Origin of the sequence: Psychrobacter fozii (assembly GCF_003217155.1) — a bacterium.
Taxonomy (GTDB): Bacteria; Pseudomonadota; Gammaproteobacteria; order Pseudomonadales; family Moraxellaceae; genus Psychrobacter; species Psychrobacter fozii.
In genome coordinates this window covers 237,562-254,545 of record NZ_QJSU01000004.1, presented here as the reverse complement: position 1 = coordinate 254,545, position 16,984 = coordinate 237,562, and the positions used below count along the sequence as shown (strand labels likewise).

Genomic DNA, 16,984 nt, shown 5'->3' with positions numbered 1-16,984 from the left:
CAATAGACAGAGTGCATGATAAAATAGACGGTTCACATGTCAAAACTGGATAACTTGTTGTATGTCAGCTTCCGATAAAATCACGTCATCATCTGCTAGTACAGGTACTATCCATATTGATCCTACTGGATTTGTAAAGCTTGGATCACAATTGCCGGTGCTGGCCAACACTCTGACGAAAGCAGTTCATGAGCTCGGTCTATCCTTAAGTGAGACGCAGCAGCGCACACTATTATTGTACTTAGACCAGCTTTTTTTATGGAATAAAGCGTATAATCTGACCGCTATTACTGATCCTGAAGAAGCTTTAATCAAGCATGTGATTGATTGTTTGGCTATTATAACGCATTTGCCATCGGGGTCATTGCTTGATATTGGTACGGGTGCAGGATTGCCTGCCGTGATTATTGCTATTTGTCAGCCTGAGCGCCAATGCACGGCACTTGATAGTAACCAGAAGAAAATCCGTTTTATTAAGCAAATTAGTAGTGAACTTGGTTTGAGTAATATGCAGCCGATAGCTTCTCGTATCGAAGCACATGAAGCAAGTTATGAGGTGGTTACCTCTAGAGCATTCGCCAGCTTGATAGATTTCGTTGATGTGGCGCAGCCAAGGCTAGCAGATAATGGTCACTTATGTGCTATGAAAGGTAAGGCGCCGAATGAAGAAGAGCTACAAGCTTTGGATAGTGATTGGCACATAAAAACAATTAAGCTAAAAGTACCACGTTTGCATGATAGTCGTCATTTAATTGAATTGTCTCGTAAAAATGTCTAAGCTATGAGCACCTTTCAGTCATGAAATAGCAACTATGAAACAGTGACTGCCCGATTGTGAAACATAGTTTACGTCTTTAATTAAATGACATACCATCTAAATGGTATCGAGACAGAGCGAGTTATTTGTATAACGAATGACTAAATATGTCTCACGTTTTAAATATATAGCTAAAAAAATAACAGTAATAAATTCTAATTAAACTGAGTGAGTGTATGGAAATCATAGCGATTGCGAATCAAAAAGGCGGCGTGGGCAAAACCACGACGGCGGTAAATTTGACCGCTAGCTTGGCTGCAAAGCGTAAGCATGTACTACTGATTGACCTAGACCCACAAGGCAATGCAACCAGCGGTACGGGCGTGGATAAAAATGAACTCGCGCTGACCATTGCTGATGTTTTACTTGATGGTGTATCGCTGTCGGATGCCATTGTCACCAGTCCGGCAGGGTTTGATGTTATCGGTGCCAATCGTGATTTGGCTGGGATGGACATCACCCTGATGAACAAGACCAATAGCCATGAGCTGTTTAAAACAGCGATGGTGGCTTTGGTTAACGATCAGATAGCGGCTAAAAAACCTGCTTACGATTATGTCGTGATAGACTGTGCGCCCAGTTTGAATTTATTGACGATCAATGCCTTAGTTGCCACAGACAGCGTCATTATCCCGATGCAATGTGAATACTATGCACTAGAAGGCTTGGCAGATTTGTCGCAGACGATTGAGCGACTCACGGAGCTGAATCCGAAGCTCTATATTCGCGGTGTGGTGAGAACGCTATTTGATGCACGCAATACATTGGCTCGCGATGTGTCCGCTGAATTGGAAGCACATTTTGGCGATATCATGTATAAGACTCATATTCCAAGAAATATTCGTTTGGCAGAAGCACCTGCGCATGGTTTGCCAGTTATCGCATACGAGAGATGGTCAAAAGGGGCACGTGCCTATCAAAAGCTAGCCGCTGAAGTGATGAATCAAAGCAGCTAGTTTTGGTTATAGATAAAAATTTGGTGATAAAAGTACTAGCCAGATTAGATGATAAAGCACTAAATATCGTATTTATTAGTAATGAGTAAGCCGTATTCACAATCATTTGGCTTTTATTTTAGCGTTATAGGATAGGTAATCATGGCGAAGAAAAGAGGATTGGCTGCCAATCGAGGCTTAGATGCCTTATTGGGGTCAATCAAAAAAGAAAAGCAAATCACTGCGTCTGCCTTACAAGATGATATGGCAGCGCGTGATAATACTTTGCCAGCTGTAACGCCAGATACTGATATGCCAAACGATAGCACGCCCGCTCAAACAGGTCGTGCAAAGGACAACGAAAAATCGACTGCAAAGCCAACCGTTCTAGAGGCTGCTGATTCTAGTAATCGTAAAGCACGTGCGCCGCGTACGATGAATAAGAGTGCTTCTAATAAAAATCGGGTTAGCGGAACAGACACTAGTGCTTCTGAAGATCAAATCAGTTTGGTACAAATCGATGTGACACGATTACAAGCAGGCAAGTATCAGCCGCGCCGTGATATGAGTGAAACTGCGCTTGCTGAATTGGCTTCTTCGATTGAGCAGCATGGTGTCATGCAACCTATCGTTATCCGTCCATTATTGGCAAATGAAGACAAGAGTGAAGCGTTTGTTACTCATGAAATTATCGCTGGTGAGCGCCGCTGGCGTGCTGCAAAAATGGCGGGTAAAGCAGTAATACCTGCGATTGAGCGCGCATTGTCAGATGAGTTGGCTATTGCACTGGCACTGATTGAGAACATCCAACGTGAAGACTTGTCTGTGATTGAGCAGGCAGCAGCATTACAACGCTTTCATACTGAGTTTGGTATGAGTCATGCGATGATTGCGGAAGTTGTGGGCAAGGCACGTACGACGGTATCGAATCTACTGCGCTTGAATCAGCTACACGATACCGTAAAAGATCATTTAGCCACTAGTGCGCTAGATATGGGTCATGCCCGCACGCTGTTGGCTCTATCTTCTGAACAGCAGCCGATTATTGCACAAAAAATCATCGATGGTGGCATGACTGTGCGTGAAGCTGAAAAGCTCGTGAAATCAATTTTACAGCCAGCCCCTAAAGCCAATCGTACTGAGCAAGCACAGTCTCATGATGCGGAACGTTTGACACAAAGACTGACGGATATGCTTGGGGCTGAAGTAAAGCTTAAGCATAAAAAAGACGGGCAGGGTAGTGTTGAGATATTTTTCCAAAATCAAGATCAGTTGACCGCCTTGATTAAGCACATAGAAGCACAGGCTTAAGGTATTCATCCAGTTTGTAATGACTGCACAAGTCTAAACTATCTTGGTTACCACTATTTTTATAAAAATATAAAAGAGAGCGAGTATGTGGGAGTTGGTAAAAGCGGGTGGTTGGTTGATGACGCCTATCGTGGTGTGCTCAATACTGGCATTGGTTATCATCATTGAGCGTAGCCATACTTTACAATTTAATAAAATTGTACCTAACAGATTGCGCGAACAATTGATAACGCGCCTACGCGAAAACGGCGGTATCGGCCGTACACAATTAATGAACGTGAAAGAAAAAACACCTTTGGGTGATATTTTGGCAACGGGTTTGCTTTATCGTCAGTATGGTTTAGAGTCAATGACGATGCATATGCAAAACCGTGCGAGCGTACAAGTTCATCAGTTAGAGAAAAATATCAATATGCTTGGTACTATAGGTGCGATTGCACCGTTGCTTGGTTTGTTGGGTACGGTATTGGGTATTATCTCTTCTTTTTTAGCGATTACTGATGGCGCGATGCAAGACCCAACGATGCTTGCTGCTGGCGTATCACAGGCATTGATTACAACTGCTGCTGGTATGATTGTTGCGATTCCTGCATTGGTTGGCTATCGTTATTTTCAGCGCCGGATCATTGATATCAATGCCCAGTTTGAAACCCAAGCAGGATTGATGATTCAAGAGTTGTATGACTATCAGTTGCTAGGAAATGTGCATACTTCTGGCTTTGATACGCTTAATCCTGATGTTTCATTACATGGCACGATAGGTAATGATTCGGTAAGTTTAAGCGACGGAGTCACAGTAACTTCTTAGTACTAAAAATAATACTATTAGTATTATTTTTAGTACTAAGGGTCAGATGAATTATCCAGTCATCATATTTGCATTTTAAACACGCCTTAAGCATAGTAAAAATATTAAAGAGAGTGATATGCGCTTTAGAAAACCAACCGTTGAACCACTTGAAATCAATCTAACACCAATGATTGATTGCTTATTATTTTTAATTGTATTTTTGCTGCTTGCGACCTCATTTAATCATTTTAGTCGCTTGAATATTATTCTTCCTGAAGCTGAAGGTGTCGCACTGACAGAACAAAACAACAGCATTGAAGTGGCAGTACAAGAAGACGGCAGCTATTTGGTAAATGGTATCACCCTTGGCAGTAGCAATGAGGCTGAATTGATCAGCATGCTACAGCAAGAGGCGGGTAGTAATCGTGATATGCTATTTGTGATCGCCGCTGATGCTAACGCTACCCATCAATCTGTGGTACGGGTGATGGATGTCGCAGGAAAACTAGGGTTTTTGAATCTCAATATCAGTACGGTTGTGCCACTTGGTCAACCATTACCGCAATAATGTATGGCTATATTAGTGTCATAAATACTCCTATAAAACTGTGCTTTGAGTACAGTTTATTCATATCATGATACCCAAATTGAGGCTTTTATGAGCCAAACATATCAATCCGACTCTACAAAAAAATCTGCTAAAAAATTGTCAGCAGAGCCATCAGATGTACCTAAGCGTACGACATTATTGCGCCTGTTACGCTATCTGAAGCCATATTGGTGGGCGTTAGCATTAGTGGTTTTAGGTTTCGCTATCAATGCTGGGACAGAGATATGGGTGGCCAAACTTCTACAATACATCACTGATGCTATTAACCAAGGTGATCAAAGCAAACAGAATTTGTTTCCACTGCTTATTATCACGTTGTTTTTTGTGCGTGGTTTGGGTAGCTTTTTGGGTAATTACTATTCTGCTTTAGTTTCACGTAACTTAGTATATGAGTTGCGAGTAGAAGTCTTCAATAAATTACTGCGTTTGCCAAGCTCATTTTATCTTGCCAATCCAGCAGGTACTATCTCATCAAAGTTGATATTTGACGTTGAACAGGTCACAGCAGCCAGTACAGAGTCAATGAAGACCTTGCTGCGTGATGGGTTGACAGTATTGGCATTAATTGGATTTTTGCTCTACAGCAATTGGCGCTTAACTTTAATTTTATTCCTCGTACTGCCACCAATATTATGGCTCATTCGCATAGCATCTAAGCGTTACCTGAAATTGTCTAAGGGTATTCAAGAGACGATGGGTGATGTTAGTCATATTACTAACGAAGTTATTGGTGGCTATCAGGTGGTTAAAAACTATGGCGGACAAGCATACGAAGCCGAACGTTTTGACAAAACATCAAAAAAGAACTTGCTCCAAGGTATGAAGGTAGTCGTTACCAATAGTATCAATACGCCAGCAGTACAGCTACTGATGGCAATAGCTATGTCAGTTGTGGTGTGGCTCGCACTGCGTCCATCGGTGATTGATAATATTTCAGCTGGTGAGTTCATCTCCTATATCGCTGCGGCTGGTCTACTAAGTAAGCCTGTTCGTTCGCTGACAGATGTGAACCAAAAATTGCAAAAAGGTATCGCGGCTGGTGAGTCAATTTTTGCTCTACTAGATGAGCCAGAAGAAAAAGACACTGGTGTGATCAGCTCAGCCCTAACGGGTGAGATGAAGCTTGATAATGTCAGTCTGATCTATCCGGATTCGACAGTGGCACTGCGCGACTTTACGTTAGATATACGTGCAGGAGAAACCGTTGCACTGGTAGGGCGTAGTGGTGCTGGTAAATCATCTTTAGTAAATCTATTGACACGCACCTTATCAACTTCTGCAGGGCAAATTACTTTAGATGGTATACCAATCGAAGATATCAAACTAGAGAGCCTACGTGCTCAGATAGCGATGGTCAATCAACAAGTGGTACTGTTCAATACGACGGTATTTAACAACATCGCTTATGGCAGCCTAGCCAATAAGAGTCAGTCTGAAGTTGAGCGCGCTGCAAAAGATGCCTTTGCTCATGACTTCATAATGAAGATGCCAAATGGCTACCAAAGCGAAATCGGTGCCGAAGGTTTGCAATTGTCAGGTGGGCAGCGTCAGCGCTTGTCTATCGCGCGTGCACTATTAAAAGACGCGCCAATTCTCATTTTAGATGAAGCAACCAGTGCGCTAGACAATGAGTCAGAGCATTATATTCAGCAAGCGCTAGATAATGTGATGAAAAATCGCACGACATTGGTGATTGCACATCGATTGACGACCATTGAGTCTGCTGATCGTATCGCTGTGTTGGATGCAGGGCAGATTGTCGAGTTAGGCACGCATACAGAGTTAATGCAGTTACAAGGCCATTATGCACAAATGTATGATCGTGATTTCGAATAGAGTCATATGATTCGGTTTTAATATACGTTTTATGATAAAGCGGCACTGAATTTATAGAATAAGTAGTCAATAAACATGAGCATTGAAACGACAGTGACACGTGCATGGCAACGCCAGGCTCTTTGGTTGTGGCTATTACTACCCATTAGCTGGTTGTACGGACTCATTACCATGCTCCGCCGTCAAGCTTATAAAATTGGTTTGCTATCAAGTTATCGTGCGCCCATTCCCATCATGGTAATCGGAAATATCAGTGTCGGTGGTAGCGGTAAGACACCATTGATTATTGCTTTGGTTAATTATTTGCAAGATCAAGGCGTCAAGGTAGGTGTCATTAGTCGTGGTTATGGTGGTGATGCCAGCCAGATGCCAGCATTGGTTAATGTGGATAGCTTACCTAATGTAGTTGGCGATGAGCCATGTTTAATCGTCAGCATGACAGGTGCCGCGATGGCGGTTTGCCCCAATCGTCAGCAAGCAGTGACCACCTTATTAGATGCTTATCCAGATTTACAGTTAATTATTGCAGATGACGGTTTGCAGCATTATGCATTGCAACGTGATATTGAGTGGATTGTCGTCGATTCGGCAAGAGGTTTTGGCAACAAGCAACTACTACCCACTGGCTTTTTACGTGAGCCAATGTCACGATTAGAAGGCGCAAATGTCATTTATCATGAAAAGTTAGAGACAGAAGCCATTTATAATAATAAAGACAATTTGCCTCTAGCCAATCGTTTGACTATGCACTTGATGCCTGACAAGTTGCAGCGCCTGTGTCAACTTAAATTAACTGATGCTAGAGCTACTGACTCCAAAGTGAAAATTGACATGCCTGAAAAGGGTAGTCAGGTATACGCCGTCAGTGGGATCGGTTATCCGCAGCGGTTCTTCGATACCCTAAGTTCACTAGGCTTTCATGTCATAGGTCATCCTTATCCTGACCATTATGATTTTAGCTTGGCTGAGCTCCTGCAGTATCGCGATGATCCTATAGTCATAACCAGTAAAGATGCAGTGAAAATTAGAGCATTGCTAGTCGAATATACAGGTAAGCAAGCACTGAGTTATGAGTATGAGGAGCTGGCAAGTAGACTATGGGTGTTACCAGTGACAGCCGTACTTTCTGATAGTTGTTATGACAATCTAGACGAGCAACTCAAGACACTAGGTATTCAGTCTGATCCTGATATCAGTATAAAGACTACGTAATAGATAACCGCTAATATTCTACATTGCCGCAAAATTTTATAGGAAAAACCATGCTATCAGTCACCACACCTGCCAAAACTCATATTGTTATTCCTGCTCGCTTTAAAAGCACACGACTACCTGGTAAACCATTACTACAGATACATGGTAAGCCGATGATTCTTTGGGTGGCTGAAAAAGCTCAGACAGCACACTTTGCAGATGATATGTGCATTGCAACTGATGATGCAGATATCGCTAAGGTATGCACGGATGCAGGATTCGATGTCGTAATGACTAGCCCTGATCATGCCTCAGGCACAGATCGTTTAGCAGAAGTGGCTGCCATAAAAGGTTGGGCAGACCATGATATCGTGGTCAATATGCAAGGCGATGAGCCGTTGGTACCGCCGCTATTATTAGAGCAGGTAAAAGCACTTCTGGTCGCAGACAATGATAGCGTGATGGCCACTTTATGTGAGCCTATCGATGACTATGAGACTTTTATGCGCCCATCAGTAGTAAAAGTGGTCAGTCAACAATCCAATGATTTACAGCGAGCGCTTTATTTTAGTCGCGCGCCCATTCCTTGCGATCGTGATGTCGTGTTGGCTGAGGATAATCAAAGACAACCACCGAAAAATGCGTATCGTCACTTGGGCTTATATGCTTATCGTGTGCGTCTCTTACAGCAGTTTGTACATTGGCCACAGACGCCGCTCGAAATGCTAGAAAGCTTAGAGCAATTACGTGTGTTAGAAAACGGTGGTCATATCGCGATTGCTGCCGCCGCTTGTCATTTACCAGCAGGTGTCGATACGCAAGAAGACTTAGATCGTTTAAATGATATGAGTCTAGCTGACTTTTTAAATCCTATCGGTAGTCTATAGATTAATAACCCAATTAAAAATTTATATCTTTTATTTAAAGCGTTATCAACGCGCTATATCCTGAATAATCGAGCAATGTTATAGGGCGACAGCTATGAATGACGCAACGGGAAATATGGGTACAGCAGATATCAACGACGGCATTTATTTTGCGCCCTTATTGCCATGGCAGCAGTCGTTATGGTCACAACTGACAGAGCGAGTATTGCAGCAGCAGTCTTTACCTCATGCGCTACTAGCAGCAGGTATGCAGGGTATGGGCAAGCGTGCTTTTGTATGGCGACTGGTCGCTTGGTTGCTATGTCGCAGCCGTGACAGTCATCCAATAGGTGCTTGTGGCACGTGTGAGAGCTGTCAATGGCTGAGATCAGGCACCCATCCGAGCTTGCAAGTACTGCCACTGGTCAGTATGCCTATCAGTGCAGAGCATGCTGATAATAAAGAAAAATCAGGCAGCACTGCCAAAGATAAAAAATCTAGCAAAACTGCTAGTAGTACTATTCTTAAGACCAAGGTAGATGATATCCGCGCCTTACAACCTTTTATTTATCAAGGTGGACAAGGAATGCGGATTTGCGTGTTAGACCATGCTGAGAAAATGACCATTGCTGCAGCCAATGCCCTACTAAAAACTTTAGAAGAGCCACAAGCACAAGTGCATCTATTTTTGATCAGTGATACGCCTGCCCAGTTGCTACCAACCATTAAAAGTCGTGTACAACAGTTGGCATTACAAACGATTGAGCCTGCAATAGCTGTTGACTATGTAACAGGTGAGCTGGGGCATACCATCAATCGTGAAGCAGTCAGTACCGCTGCCATTCATCAACTTATTCAGCTGGCCAATGGCGCGCCTTTAGCGGCGATAGCACTGGCACAAGCGCCTTGGTATAGCAAGCGTGCACTGTGGTTGACGACGTGGCAAGCGTTACGTAGTGGTAAACGTAGCAGTATCGCAGCCAGTGATTATTGGCAAAATCAGCTTAACATCGTAGAGTTTATCCAACTGTCTGAGCTGATGCTGCTCGATATACGCCGTGTTTGTCTAGGGCTGGATGAGCTACAAAAAGATATCAACTTATCAGCATTGCTAGAGGCTTATCAACCGACTGATAGTGGGTTGGAAGCATTTGCTAATAGCTTGCAACAAACCAAAATTGCACTACAACAAAATGTGCAAGAAAAATTTGCCTATGATAAGCTAATGCAAGAACTGGCATACTTATAAAGCAATTTTTATGGCATTTTATTATCGTTTGGTAATTGACTCAATGCTTTGCTCTACATACCGTTAGTCACTCATAAAAACACATTTAACCCAATTAATAAAGGAAGCTAACTATGGCGATGCCAGGACGCGGTGGGGTATTAACCTGCCATATTGAAAATATCGAAATGCTATATGCTAGCTACTTATCCTTTGTGAGTAATGGGGCATTGTTTGTACCTTCGACTCAAGATCAACAGCTAGGTGATGAAGTGTTTATCGCAGTTACCTTACCGAACTCTAGCGAGCGTTTACCTATGAACGGTAAGGTGGTTTGGATAAACTCTAAAACACAAGGTGGTCGTCCAGCAGGTTTTGCCGTGCAGATTGGTACGGATATTTCTGGTCAACGAATCAAAAACGAAGTTGAGCGACTATTGGCTGGTAAAGTAGATGGTTTGCAGGCGACTTATACGATGTAGTCTGTATAACTATCAATATTTTTATCCATTACGATAATTAGTTTTGAACAAATGCCGCTATAAAAAAGCAGCCTTATACTCGATATAAGGCTGCTTTTTAGCAAAAATATAAAAAACTGGCGGAATGTGAGAGTGTTCTAATAGCGCGGTGGCACATACATGTCGTTTGGGATAGGTTCACGGTAATATTCATCATCGCGTTTTCGATTGGGTAATTCCACCTCGTCACGTGGCACTTCTTTATAAGGGATTTGTTCGAGTAAATGGGCAATACAGTTCAGCCTAGCACGTTTCTTATTGTTGCCTTCTACTACCCACCACGGCGCTTCAGGAATATGAGTGCGCTCAAACATGGTTTCTTTGGCTTTGGTGTAATCTTCCCAACGTCGGCGCGACTGTAAATCCATCGGTGAGAGTTTCCACTGCTTAAGTGGATCATATATCCGGCTCATAAATCGCGCATGTTGCTCGTCATCGGTAATAGAAAACCAGTATTTTACGAGGCGAATACCTGAGCGTACGAGCATACGCTCAAACTCAGGTACTGATTGAAAAAACTCTTCATACTGTGCTTCTGTACAGAAGCCCATCACGTGCTCAACACCGCCTCGGTTATACCAACTACGGTCAAACAGTACAATTTCACCAGCTGCTGGTAAGTGGGCGACATAGCGCTGAAAATACCACTGCGTCTGCTCGCGTTCCGTGGGAGCAGGTAATGCGGCAACACGGCATACTCTAGGGTTTAAACGCTGAGTAATACGCTTAATGGCACCACCTTTACCAGCAGAATCACGCCCTTCAAAGATGACGACGATGCGCTCACCGCGATCAACGACCCAATCTTGTAGCTTTATAAGCTCTCGCTGTAGTCGGACCAATTCATGAAAGTACGTACGACGGTCTAGCTTTTCTTGCTCGCTCATCTCGCGTCCATCAAAACGAAAATCACGTGCACAGTCATCTATTTCATTTTCTAACTCTTCATCATAGGTATCGATTAAATCTTGATGCATTTTTCGACGCAACTCATCATCCAGAACTTCTTTTTCGATACGCTCTGAAAGAATAGCTTGTTCTCGATTGTATTGATCTATCTGCTTTTTAGTTGCTAAAGATTCAAAATCAGTCGTTGTACGTGGTTCTGACATCACAAATTTTTCAGAACCAAAAATGACTTCCCTTAGCTTTTCTAATAAATATTTTGTCTTACCCATAAATATTACCTTTGGTTGGCATATTGGATTTTGTAAGATACTACTCCTGGTTCGCTTTTATAATAACAAACTATAGGCAATAAAAAATGCCCTTTAATTAACTTAAAGGGCATTTTTGACAGACAGATGCTGATTAAAATAATAGGTCAGCGTATCTTTTTTTTTAAACTAAATGTAATCCAGATTATTTTTCTAGAATACAAGTCACACCTTGACCACCTGCTGCGCAGATAGAGATAAGTGCACGGCCTGAGCCTTTCTGATCTAGTAATTTAGCAGCAGTTGCTAAGATACGACCACCAGTGGCAGCAAATGGATGACCTGCTGCTAATGATGAGCCGTTAACGTTTAGCTTAGTACGGTCGATAGCCCCTAGCGGCGCATCAAGTCCTAAACGCTCTGAACAGAAGCTTTCATCTTCCCAAGCGGCTAGTGTTGATAATACTTGTGACGCAAAGGCCTCATGGATTTCATAAAAATCAAAATCTTGTAGTGTTAGGCCAGCACGTTCAAGCATACGCGGGACGGCATACGCAGGCGCCATTAGCAAACCTTCAGTCGTGCCTGATTTGCCGATGAAGTCAACGGCAGCGGTTTCTTGATGGACGATATAAGCCAATGGCTTAAGACCATGTTCTTTTGCCCATTCATCAGTACCTAATAGTACACAAGAGGCACCATCAGTTAGTGGGGTAGAGTTGGCTGCTGTCATCGTTGGATTGGCATTCTTTTTACCAAATACAGGTCTGAGTTTAGCCAGTTTTTCTAAGGTTGTGTCTGGGCGCAAGTTGTTGTCACGAGTCAAACCTTTATACGGCGTGATTAAGTCGTCAAAGAAACCTTCATCATAAGCACGTGCTAGATTTTGATGGCTATTAAAAGCCAGCTCATCTTGCGCTTCGCGGCTGACATTCCACTCAAGTGCTGTGATCGCTTGATGATCACCCATTGACAGACCAGTGCGTGGCTCACCGTTTTGTGGTGAATCGATTAGGTCTTTTGGATTTAGACCCATCAATGCTTTCAGGCGTTGTTTGTTGTCTTTTGCGGCACCCAATTTGATAAGTACTTTACGTAGGCCATCGCCAACTGCGATAGGCGCGTCAGAAGTGGTATCAACACCGCCAGTAATTGCTGAATCGATAAGACCCAGTGCGATTTTGTTGGCAGAAGCAAAGGTCGCTTGTAAGCCAGTACCACAAGCTTGTGAAATATCATAAGTTGGGGTATGTGGGTTGAGTGCAGTATTTAACGCGGCCTCACGAGTCAAGTTGATATCGCGGCTCAGTTTCATCACAGCACCAGCCACCACTTCACCTACGATTTCGCCTTGTAGATTATAGCGTTCAACCAAACCATCTAAAGCGGCCGTTAGCATGTCTGTGTTGCTGACATCAGCGTATGAGCCGTTTGAGCGAGCAAACGGGATACGGTTGCCCCCTAGAATAGCCACTCGGTTTAGATTTGAGGCAGGCTTCGCTTTGCTGGTCTTTTTAGCAGCAGCGGAAGAGGTCTTGATAGCAGTCGTTGCTGTTTTATCCTCAGTTGCTTTTTTGTCCTCAACCGTTTCAGCTTCTTTAGTCGAAGCACTTACAGTTTTTTTGACAGCTGTTTCTTTTTTAGTGCTGTCAGTAGAGGTTGCTTGTGAGTTTTCATTTTTTGTATCACTGGCTTTTACAACAGTGCTTTCGATAACAGGGCTATCAGGGTGGTTGTTTTTATTACTCATAATATTATCCTTAAAAAATATGGGTAGAAGAAAGAGAGGGTAATAATAAAAAATTCAATTGAATTAAAAAATACAGTTAAGAGATTCAAAATAGATAAGAGGTAAATATTATCATTTATTATGCGTTATGGCTGTTTAGGATAAAGCGTTTTTACGACCTTACTGTATATCTTTAGCAAACTATGTGACACTTATATATAAGGTTGATACTGGCTTTGAAAACAGTTAATAATATAACTTTCTTAGACTGGCTGGTATTGACTATTAACATTGCATAAAAGCTGTTTTGATAATATATTGTTATCGATAATTCTATTTACCATAACTTATAGGTCTGATTTTAGCATAATGTTATGGTTTTTAAATCTAGAAAAAGCGGCCGTCTTGTGTACTTGCTTGTTTACAGATTTTTGTGGACATTGTCAGTTTTTGGACTTGTTTATGATGGCAGTGTATAGTTAGGCCAGTTTTGTACGCACTTACTAAATATCAATAATTATAATGTTGCCGAGTCTATATGATAAGCACATTGCATTTTTTATTTTAATCATTTTTATAAGGATTATATTATGTCAGACCGTTACGGTGATTTTGTTCAGTCTTCTCTTGGCAAAAAAGTGGCCAAAAATTTGGGTTTGCCATTACCAGTGACTCTTGATCGTTTCGAGAGTGGTGAGAATTTAGTACGCGGTAGTGTGTTGGTTGGTCGTGCTAAGGGCGAGGATAAAAGCGTTAGCGCATCGATCTCACGTATTTTGTCAGACGTACATGCTGATGTTTATGTAAATAGCAGCGACGATATCAAAGACGAATTAGCTGATGCGAGCATCGAAGCAAAAGCCAATACCGGTGGCGATGACAAATTCAAAGTTCTATTGTTTGATGCCAGTAATATCGTCAATGCCGAGCAGCTCAAAGAAGTGTATGAATTCTTCCATGCTGTTGCTCGCCGTGTCGACAAATCTGGTCGAGTCATTATCGTTGGTCGTACACCAGAAAACATTACTGACATCGAAGCAGCAATGGCTCAGCGCTCACTTGAGGGCTTTGTAAAGTCTGTTGGTAAAGAATTTAAGCGCGGTGTTACGGCACAGCTTATTTATGTTGAAGAAGGTGCAGAGCAAAATCTAGATTCGACGTTACGATTCTTCACCTCAGCTCGTTCAGCGTATGTCTCAGGACAAGTTGTCCGCGTTAGCAAAGGCGAGTCAGTCGAAGTAGATTGGACGCAGCCTCTAGGTGGCAAAACCATGCTAGTGACTGGCGCAAGTCGCGGTATCGGCGAAGCAATCGCTCGTGTGTTGGCTCGTGAAGGCGCTCACATTATCTGTCTCGATGTACCGCAGCAGCAAGCTGATCTACAAAAAGTCGCGAGTGAAATCAGTGGTTCTGTCGTGACCGTTGACATCACTAGTGATGACGCAGGCAAAGAAATCGCTGAAGCAGCACAAAAGCGTGGCGGTCTAGATTCTATTATCCATAATGCTGGTGTCACACGTGATAAGACATTGGCAAACATGGATGAGAAAAAATGGGACATGGTTATCGATATCAACCTAGGCAGTATTGCTAGGCTAAATTGTTACTTACTAGACAATGACGTGCTAAAAGAAAATGCACGTATCGTATGTGTATCATCTATCTCAGGTATTGCAGGCAACATGGGTCAAACCAACTATGCCACCTCGAAAGCAGGTGTTATCGGTCTGGTTGATGCGACTGCTAAGCAACTAGAAGACAATGCTAAAGGCATGACCATCAATGCAGTGGCACCAGGGTTTATCGAAACTCAAATGACGGAAGCGATTCCATTTGCTATTCGTGAAGCCGGTCGTCGCATGAACTCAATGAGCCAAGGCGGCTTGCCAGTAGATGTTGCTGAGACCATCGCATGGTTTGCATCACCTGCTTCTGGTGGTTTGAACGGTAACGTTGTTCGTGTTTGTGGTCAGAGCTTACTAGGGGCCTAACACCTATTTCTAAGTAGACAGAAGTAATGATTAAGCCTATAGTAAATATATAATATAGTGCATTATTTATTATTTACCTCACATATGCTTACGAAAAAATTGCTGATAAATCGTAATAAAGCTGCCCGAGGGTGGCTTTTTTATGATAAAAACACAGAAACCATCAGCCAAATCATGTTTCGTTATAATAAGTGCTTGTAACCTGTATTAAAAATCACGTAGATTACTTATACTTTGGATTGAGTATAGCGCTTAAGATACTGTTTACTGGTAAGCCTTAACGAACGACTTTATAGCATCTCTGTATGCACCAAGAAAATTTGCTCAAGCCCCACTTAGGATTTATTATGTCAGACAAGCATTATGATGCGCTGCCAAAAGCGCATACGACCTACGCCAATATCGTCAAAAGTTTATTGCCTATCGTCAATAATGGTAAAGTTAGTAGAGATCAATTGCCGCAATCGACCTATTATGTGGACGATCTGCACATCGATCAGGGTAACTTAAACGATTATCGTAAAATTTGTGGCTTTGCTGATAATGGCAATATCCCGATTACGTATTTTTCGGTGCTGTCTCAAACGCTGCAAATGAACATGATGGTCAAAGAGCCGTTCCCATTTGCTATGCTAGGGCTGGTACACGTCGATAACAGTGTGACCCAGTATCGTCCAATTGGTGAGCATGAAACGGTCGCTATGTCTGTCACCTTTGATAATTTGCGTGACCATGCTCAAGGTCAGCAGTTTGATTTTGTGACAACGGTAAAATCAGAGGACAAGGTGATTTGGGAAGGTACGTCGACTTATCTGTCACGTAGCAAACAACCAAGCCGTAGTAAAGATAAAAAAAGCACACCGCGTCCAGTCGTGGTCAAACCGTCAGTCAATCCAAAAGGTGTACACAGTATCTTTGAAGTACCAGAAGATATCGGTCGTCGTTATGCCTTTGTATCAGGTGACTTTAACCTTATCCACTTACATCCATTATCTGCACGCGCTTTTGGCTTCCCTAAAGCCATCGCCCATGGTATGTGGTCAAAGGCTAAGTGTCTTGCCATGATGGATGAGTTGCCAGACGCTTGTACCGTTGATGTATCGTTCAAACTGCCTATCTTTTTGCCAGCAGAAGTCGAACTCATTGCTGATCCGGTAGCGCAGCTTGAGAGCGCAGATGGCACTTGTGAGTTTGGCTTATATAGCTCTAAGAATGACAAGCCGCATTTGGCAGGTACGGTTAAATTACAGAGTGATAGTTAACAAAAGCTAGCATAGAAGTCAGTAACATGGCTGCTGTTTAACTAACAACTATTTCAATAGCAAACTTAACGAACAACTTTATACTTATGACTGCACATACGGAAGCAACAAGCCCAGAACAACTTGATAATTCAGCTGCCAATGACGATGTCGCTAACAACGACGTTGCTAATAACGACGTTGTTAACAATGAGGCTGAGACTACAAACGTCACACCTGACCAAGAGGCTCCTGATAATGGTGTCGATTTAGCTGCCATTTTTGAGCCTTATTTTCGTCCTGATGATAACACCATTGTATGCGGTGCACTCGATGACGAAAAGGTAGTAGCTTTAGCGCAAGCGGGTGTCGAGCTAGTGATTAATTTGCAGCCTGATGATGAATTGAGTTTTGATGAATCATCAGCGATCGAGCAGGCAGGTATGCACTATGAGCATCTGCCTATTGGCGGCGCGGCGGATTTAAAACAGCTGAAAATATTGGCGTTTGACAACATATTACGCCAAAATCATGGCAAAAAAATCGCCGTACATTGCGGAACTGGTAACAGAGTTGGCGCGGCAATTGCCCTGCGTGCAGGTTGGTTGCGTGGGCGTAAGATGGATACTGCTATGGAACGTGGGCGCAGTCATGGTTTGACTAAGCTTGCCGAAGAAGTTCATAATCGTCTATTGGTACCACGTTAAAGTATAAGCACGTTTGACGAGTAAAAAGGCGACCGATAGGTGGCCTTTTTT

15 protein-coding genes are annotated in these 16,984 nt (G+C 42.7%); 13 read left to right on the top strand and 2 right to left on the bottom strand.

Annotated features, from left to right (window positions below; translation table 11 throughout):
- Positions 1-61: 61 nt before the first annotated feature.
- The 10 genes from rsmG (at position 62) to DFP82_RS07120 (ending at position 10,069) form a co-directional block, all read left to right on the top strand.
- A complete protein-coding gene (rsmG, locus tag DFP82_RS07165; protein WP_110923043.1) occupies positions 62-778 on the top strand; it encodes a 16S rRNA (guanine(527)-N(7))-methyltransferase RsmG in 717 nt (238 codons plus the stop codon).
- A gap of 215 nt (positions 779-993) precedes the next feature.
- Positions 994-1,773 carry a ParA family protein gene (locus DFP82_RS07160; RefSeq protein WP_110923042.1) on the top strand — a complete coding sequence of 260 codons (780 nt, stop codon included), beginning with the start codon at positions 994-996 and terminating at the stop codon, positions 1,771-1,773.
- A 141-nt stretch (positions 1,774-1,914) separates the two neighbouring features.
- Complete coding sequence (locus DFP82_RS07155) at positions 1,915-3,063, top strand: ParB/RepB/Spo0J family partition protein (protein ID WP_110923041.1); 1,149 nt, start codon at positions 1,915-1,917, stop codon at positions 3,061-3,063.
- Between the two features lie 85 nt (positions 3,064-3,148).
- A complete protein-coding gene (locus DFP82_RS07150) occupies positions 3,149-3,871 on the top strand; it encodes a MotA/TolQ/ExbB proton channel family protein (RefSeq protein WP_110923040.1) in 723 nt (240 codons plus the stop codon).
- Positions 3,872-3,989: 118 nt separating this feature from the next.
- The gene (locus DFP82_RS07145) at positions 3,990-4,421 is read left to right on the top strand and encodes an ExbD/TolR family protein (RefSeq protein ID WP_110923039.1); all 432 of its coding nucleotides are present in this window, start codon (positions 3,990-3,992) and stop codon (positions 4,419-4,421) included.
- Positions 4,422-4,511: 90 nt separating this feature from the next.
- Positions 4,512-6,299 carry a lipid A export permease/ATP-binding protein MsbA gene (gene msbA / locus DFP82_RS07140; protein WP_110923038.1) on the top strand — a complete coding sequence of 596 codons (1,788 nt, stop codon included), beginning with the start codon at positions 4,512-4,514 and terminating at the stop codon, positions 6,297-6,299.
- A gap of 75 nt (positions 6,300-6,374) precedes the next feature.
- The gene (gene lpxK, locus DFP82_RS07135; RefSeq protein ID WP_110923037.1) at positions 6,375-7,511 is read left to right on the top strand and encodes a tetraacyldisaccharide 4'-kinase; all 1,137 of its coding nucleotides are present in this window, start codon (positions 6,375-6,377) and stop codon (positions 7,509-7,511) included.
- 50 nt (positions 7,512-7,561) lie between these two features.
- Entirely contained in the window at positions 7,562-8,380 is an 819-nt protein-coding gene (gene kdsB / locus DFP82_RS07130; RefSeq protein WP_110923036.1) for a 3-deoxy-manno-octulosonate cytidylyltransferase, read from the top strand.
- 94 nt (positions 8,381-8,474) lie between these two features.
- Positions 8,475-9,608 carry a DNA polymerase III subunit delta' gene (locus DFP82_RS07125; protein WP_245905665.1) on the top strand — a complete coding sequence of 378 codons (1,134 nt, stop codon included), beginning with the start codon at positions 8,475-8,477 and terminating at the stop codon, positions 9,606-9,608.
- Between the two features lie 113 nt (positions 9,609-9,721).
- Positions 9,722-10,069 carry a PilZ domain-containing protein gene (locus DFP82_RS07120; RefSeq protein ID WP_110923035.1) on the top strand — a complete coding sequence of 116 codons (348 nt, stop codon included), beginning with the start codon at positions 9,722-9,724 and terminating at the stop codon, positions 10,067-10,069.
- Positions 10,070-10,206: 137 nt separating this feature from the next.
- On the opposite strand, the gene ppk2 is transcribed toward DFP82_RS07120, so the two are convergent.
- Positions 10,207-11,286, bottom strand: coding sequence for a polyphosphate kinase 2 (gene ppk2, locus DFP82_RS07115; protein WP_245905664.1), 1,080 nt, complete (start codon positions 11,284-11,286; stop codon positions 10,207-10,209).
- Between the two features lie 184 nt (positions 11,287-11,470).
- Entirely contained in the window at positions 11,471-13,015 is a 1,545-nt protein-coding gene (locus DFP82_RS07110) for an acetyl-CoA C-acetyltransferase (RefSeq protein ID WP_110923034.1), read from the bottom strand.
- A 569-nt stretch (positions 13,016-13,584) separates the two neighbouring features.
- Between DFP82_RS07110 and DFP82_RS07105 the strand changes: the two genes are divergently transcribed.
- The 3 genes from DFP82_RS07105 to DFP82_RS07095 all read left to right on the top strand — a co-directional run bounded on the left by DFP82_RS07105 (position 13,585) and on the right by DFP82_RS07095 (position 16,933).
- Positions 13,585-14,985 (top strand): 3-oxoacyl-ACP reductase, encoded by a 1,401-nt coding sequence (locus DFP82_RS07105; RefSeq protein ID WP_110923033.1) that lies wholly within the window; start codon positions 13,585-13,587, stop codon positions 14,983-14,985.
- 347 nt (positions 14,986-15,332) lie between these two features.
- On the top strand, positions 15,333-16,247 hold the full coding sequence (locus tag DFP82_RS07100; RefSeq protein ID WP_110923032.1) for a MaoC family dehydratase: 915 nt from the start codon (positions 15,333-15,335) through the stop codon (positions 16,245-16,247).
- An 86-nt stretch (positions 16,248-16,333) separates the two neighbouring features.
- Positions 16,334-16,933, top strand: coding sequence for a protein tyrosine phosphatase family protein (locus tag DFP82_RS07095; RefSeq protein ID WP_110923031.1), 600 nt, complete (start codon positions 16,334-16,336; stop codon positions 16,931-16,933).
- Positions 16,934-16,984 lie beyond the last annotated feature (51 nt).

What these genes read in the sequence shown, in the direction of transcription:
- rsmG (WP_110923043.1), top strand. Translation starts at nt 62, where the DNA reads ATGTCAGCTTCCGATAAAATCACGTCATCATCTGCTAGTACAGGTACT.
- DFP82_RS07160 (WP_110923042.1), top strand. Translation starts at nt 994, where the DNA reads ATGGAAATCATAGCGATTGCGAATCAAAAAGGCGGCGTGGGCAAAACC.
- DFP82_RS07155 (WP_110923041.1), top strand. Translation starts at nt 1,915, where the DNA reads ATGGCGAAGAAAAGAGGATTGGCTGCCAATCGAGGCTTAGATGCCTTA.
- DFP82_RS07150 (WP_110923040.1), top strand. Translation starts at nt 3,149, where the DNA reads ATGTGGGAGTTGGTAAAAGCGGGTGGTTGGTTGATGACGCCTATCGTG.
- DFP82_RS07145 (WP_110923039.1), top strand. Translation starts at nt 3,990, where the DNA reads ATGCGCTTTAGAAAACCAACCGTTGAACCACTTGAAATCAATCTAACA.
- msbA (WP_110923038.1), top strand. Translation starts at nt 4,512, where the DNA reads ATGAGCCAAACATATCAATCCGACTCTACAAAAAAATCTGCTAAAAAA.
- lpxK (WP_110923037.1), top strand. Translation starts at nt 6,375, where the DNA reads ATGAGCATTGAAACGACAGTGACACGTGCATGGCAACGCCAGGCTCTT.
- kdsB (WP_110923036.1), top strand. Translation starts at nt 7,562, where the DNA reads ATGCTATCAGTCACCACACCTGCCAAAACTCATATTGTTATTCCTGCT.
- DFP82_RS07125 (WP_245905665.1), top strand. Translation starts at nt 8,475, where the DNA reads ATGAATGACGCAACGGGAAATATGGGTACAGCAGATATCAACGACGGC.
- DFP82_RS07120 (WP_110923035.1), top strand. Translation starts at nt 9,722, where the DNA reads ATGGCGATGCCAGGACGCGGTGGGGTATTAACCTGCCATATTGAAAAT.
- ppk2 (WP_245905664.1), bottom strand. Translation starts at nt 11,286, where the DNA reads ATGGGTAAGACAAAATATTTATTAGAAAAGCTAAGGGAAGTCATTTTT.
- DFP82_RS07110 (WP_110923034.1), bottom strand. Translation starts at nt 13,015, where the DNA reads ATGAGTAATAAAAACAACCACCCTGATAGCCCTGTTATCGAAAGCACT.
- DFP82_RS07105 (WP_110923033.1), top strand. Translation starts at nt 13,585, where the DNA reads ATGTCAGACCGTTACGGTGATTTTGTTCAGTCTTCTCTTGGCAAAAAA.
- DFP82_RS07100 (WP_110923032.1), top strand. Translation starts at nt 15,333, where the DNA reads ATGTCAGACAAGCATTATGATGCGCTGCCAAAAGCGCATACGACCTAC.
- DFP82_RS07095 (WP_110923031.1), top strand. Translation starts at nt 16,334, where the DNA reads ATGACTGCACATACGGAAGCAACAAGCCCAGAACAACTTGATAATTCA.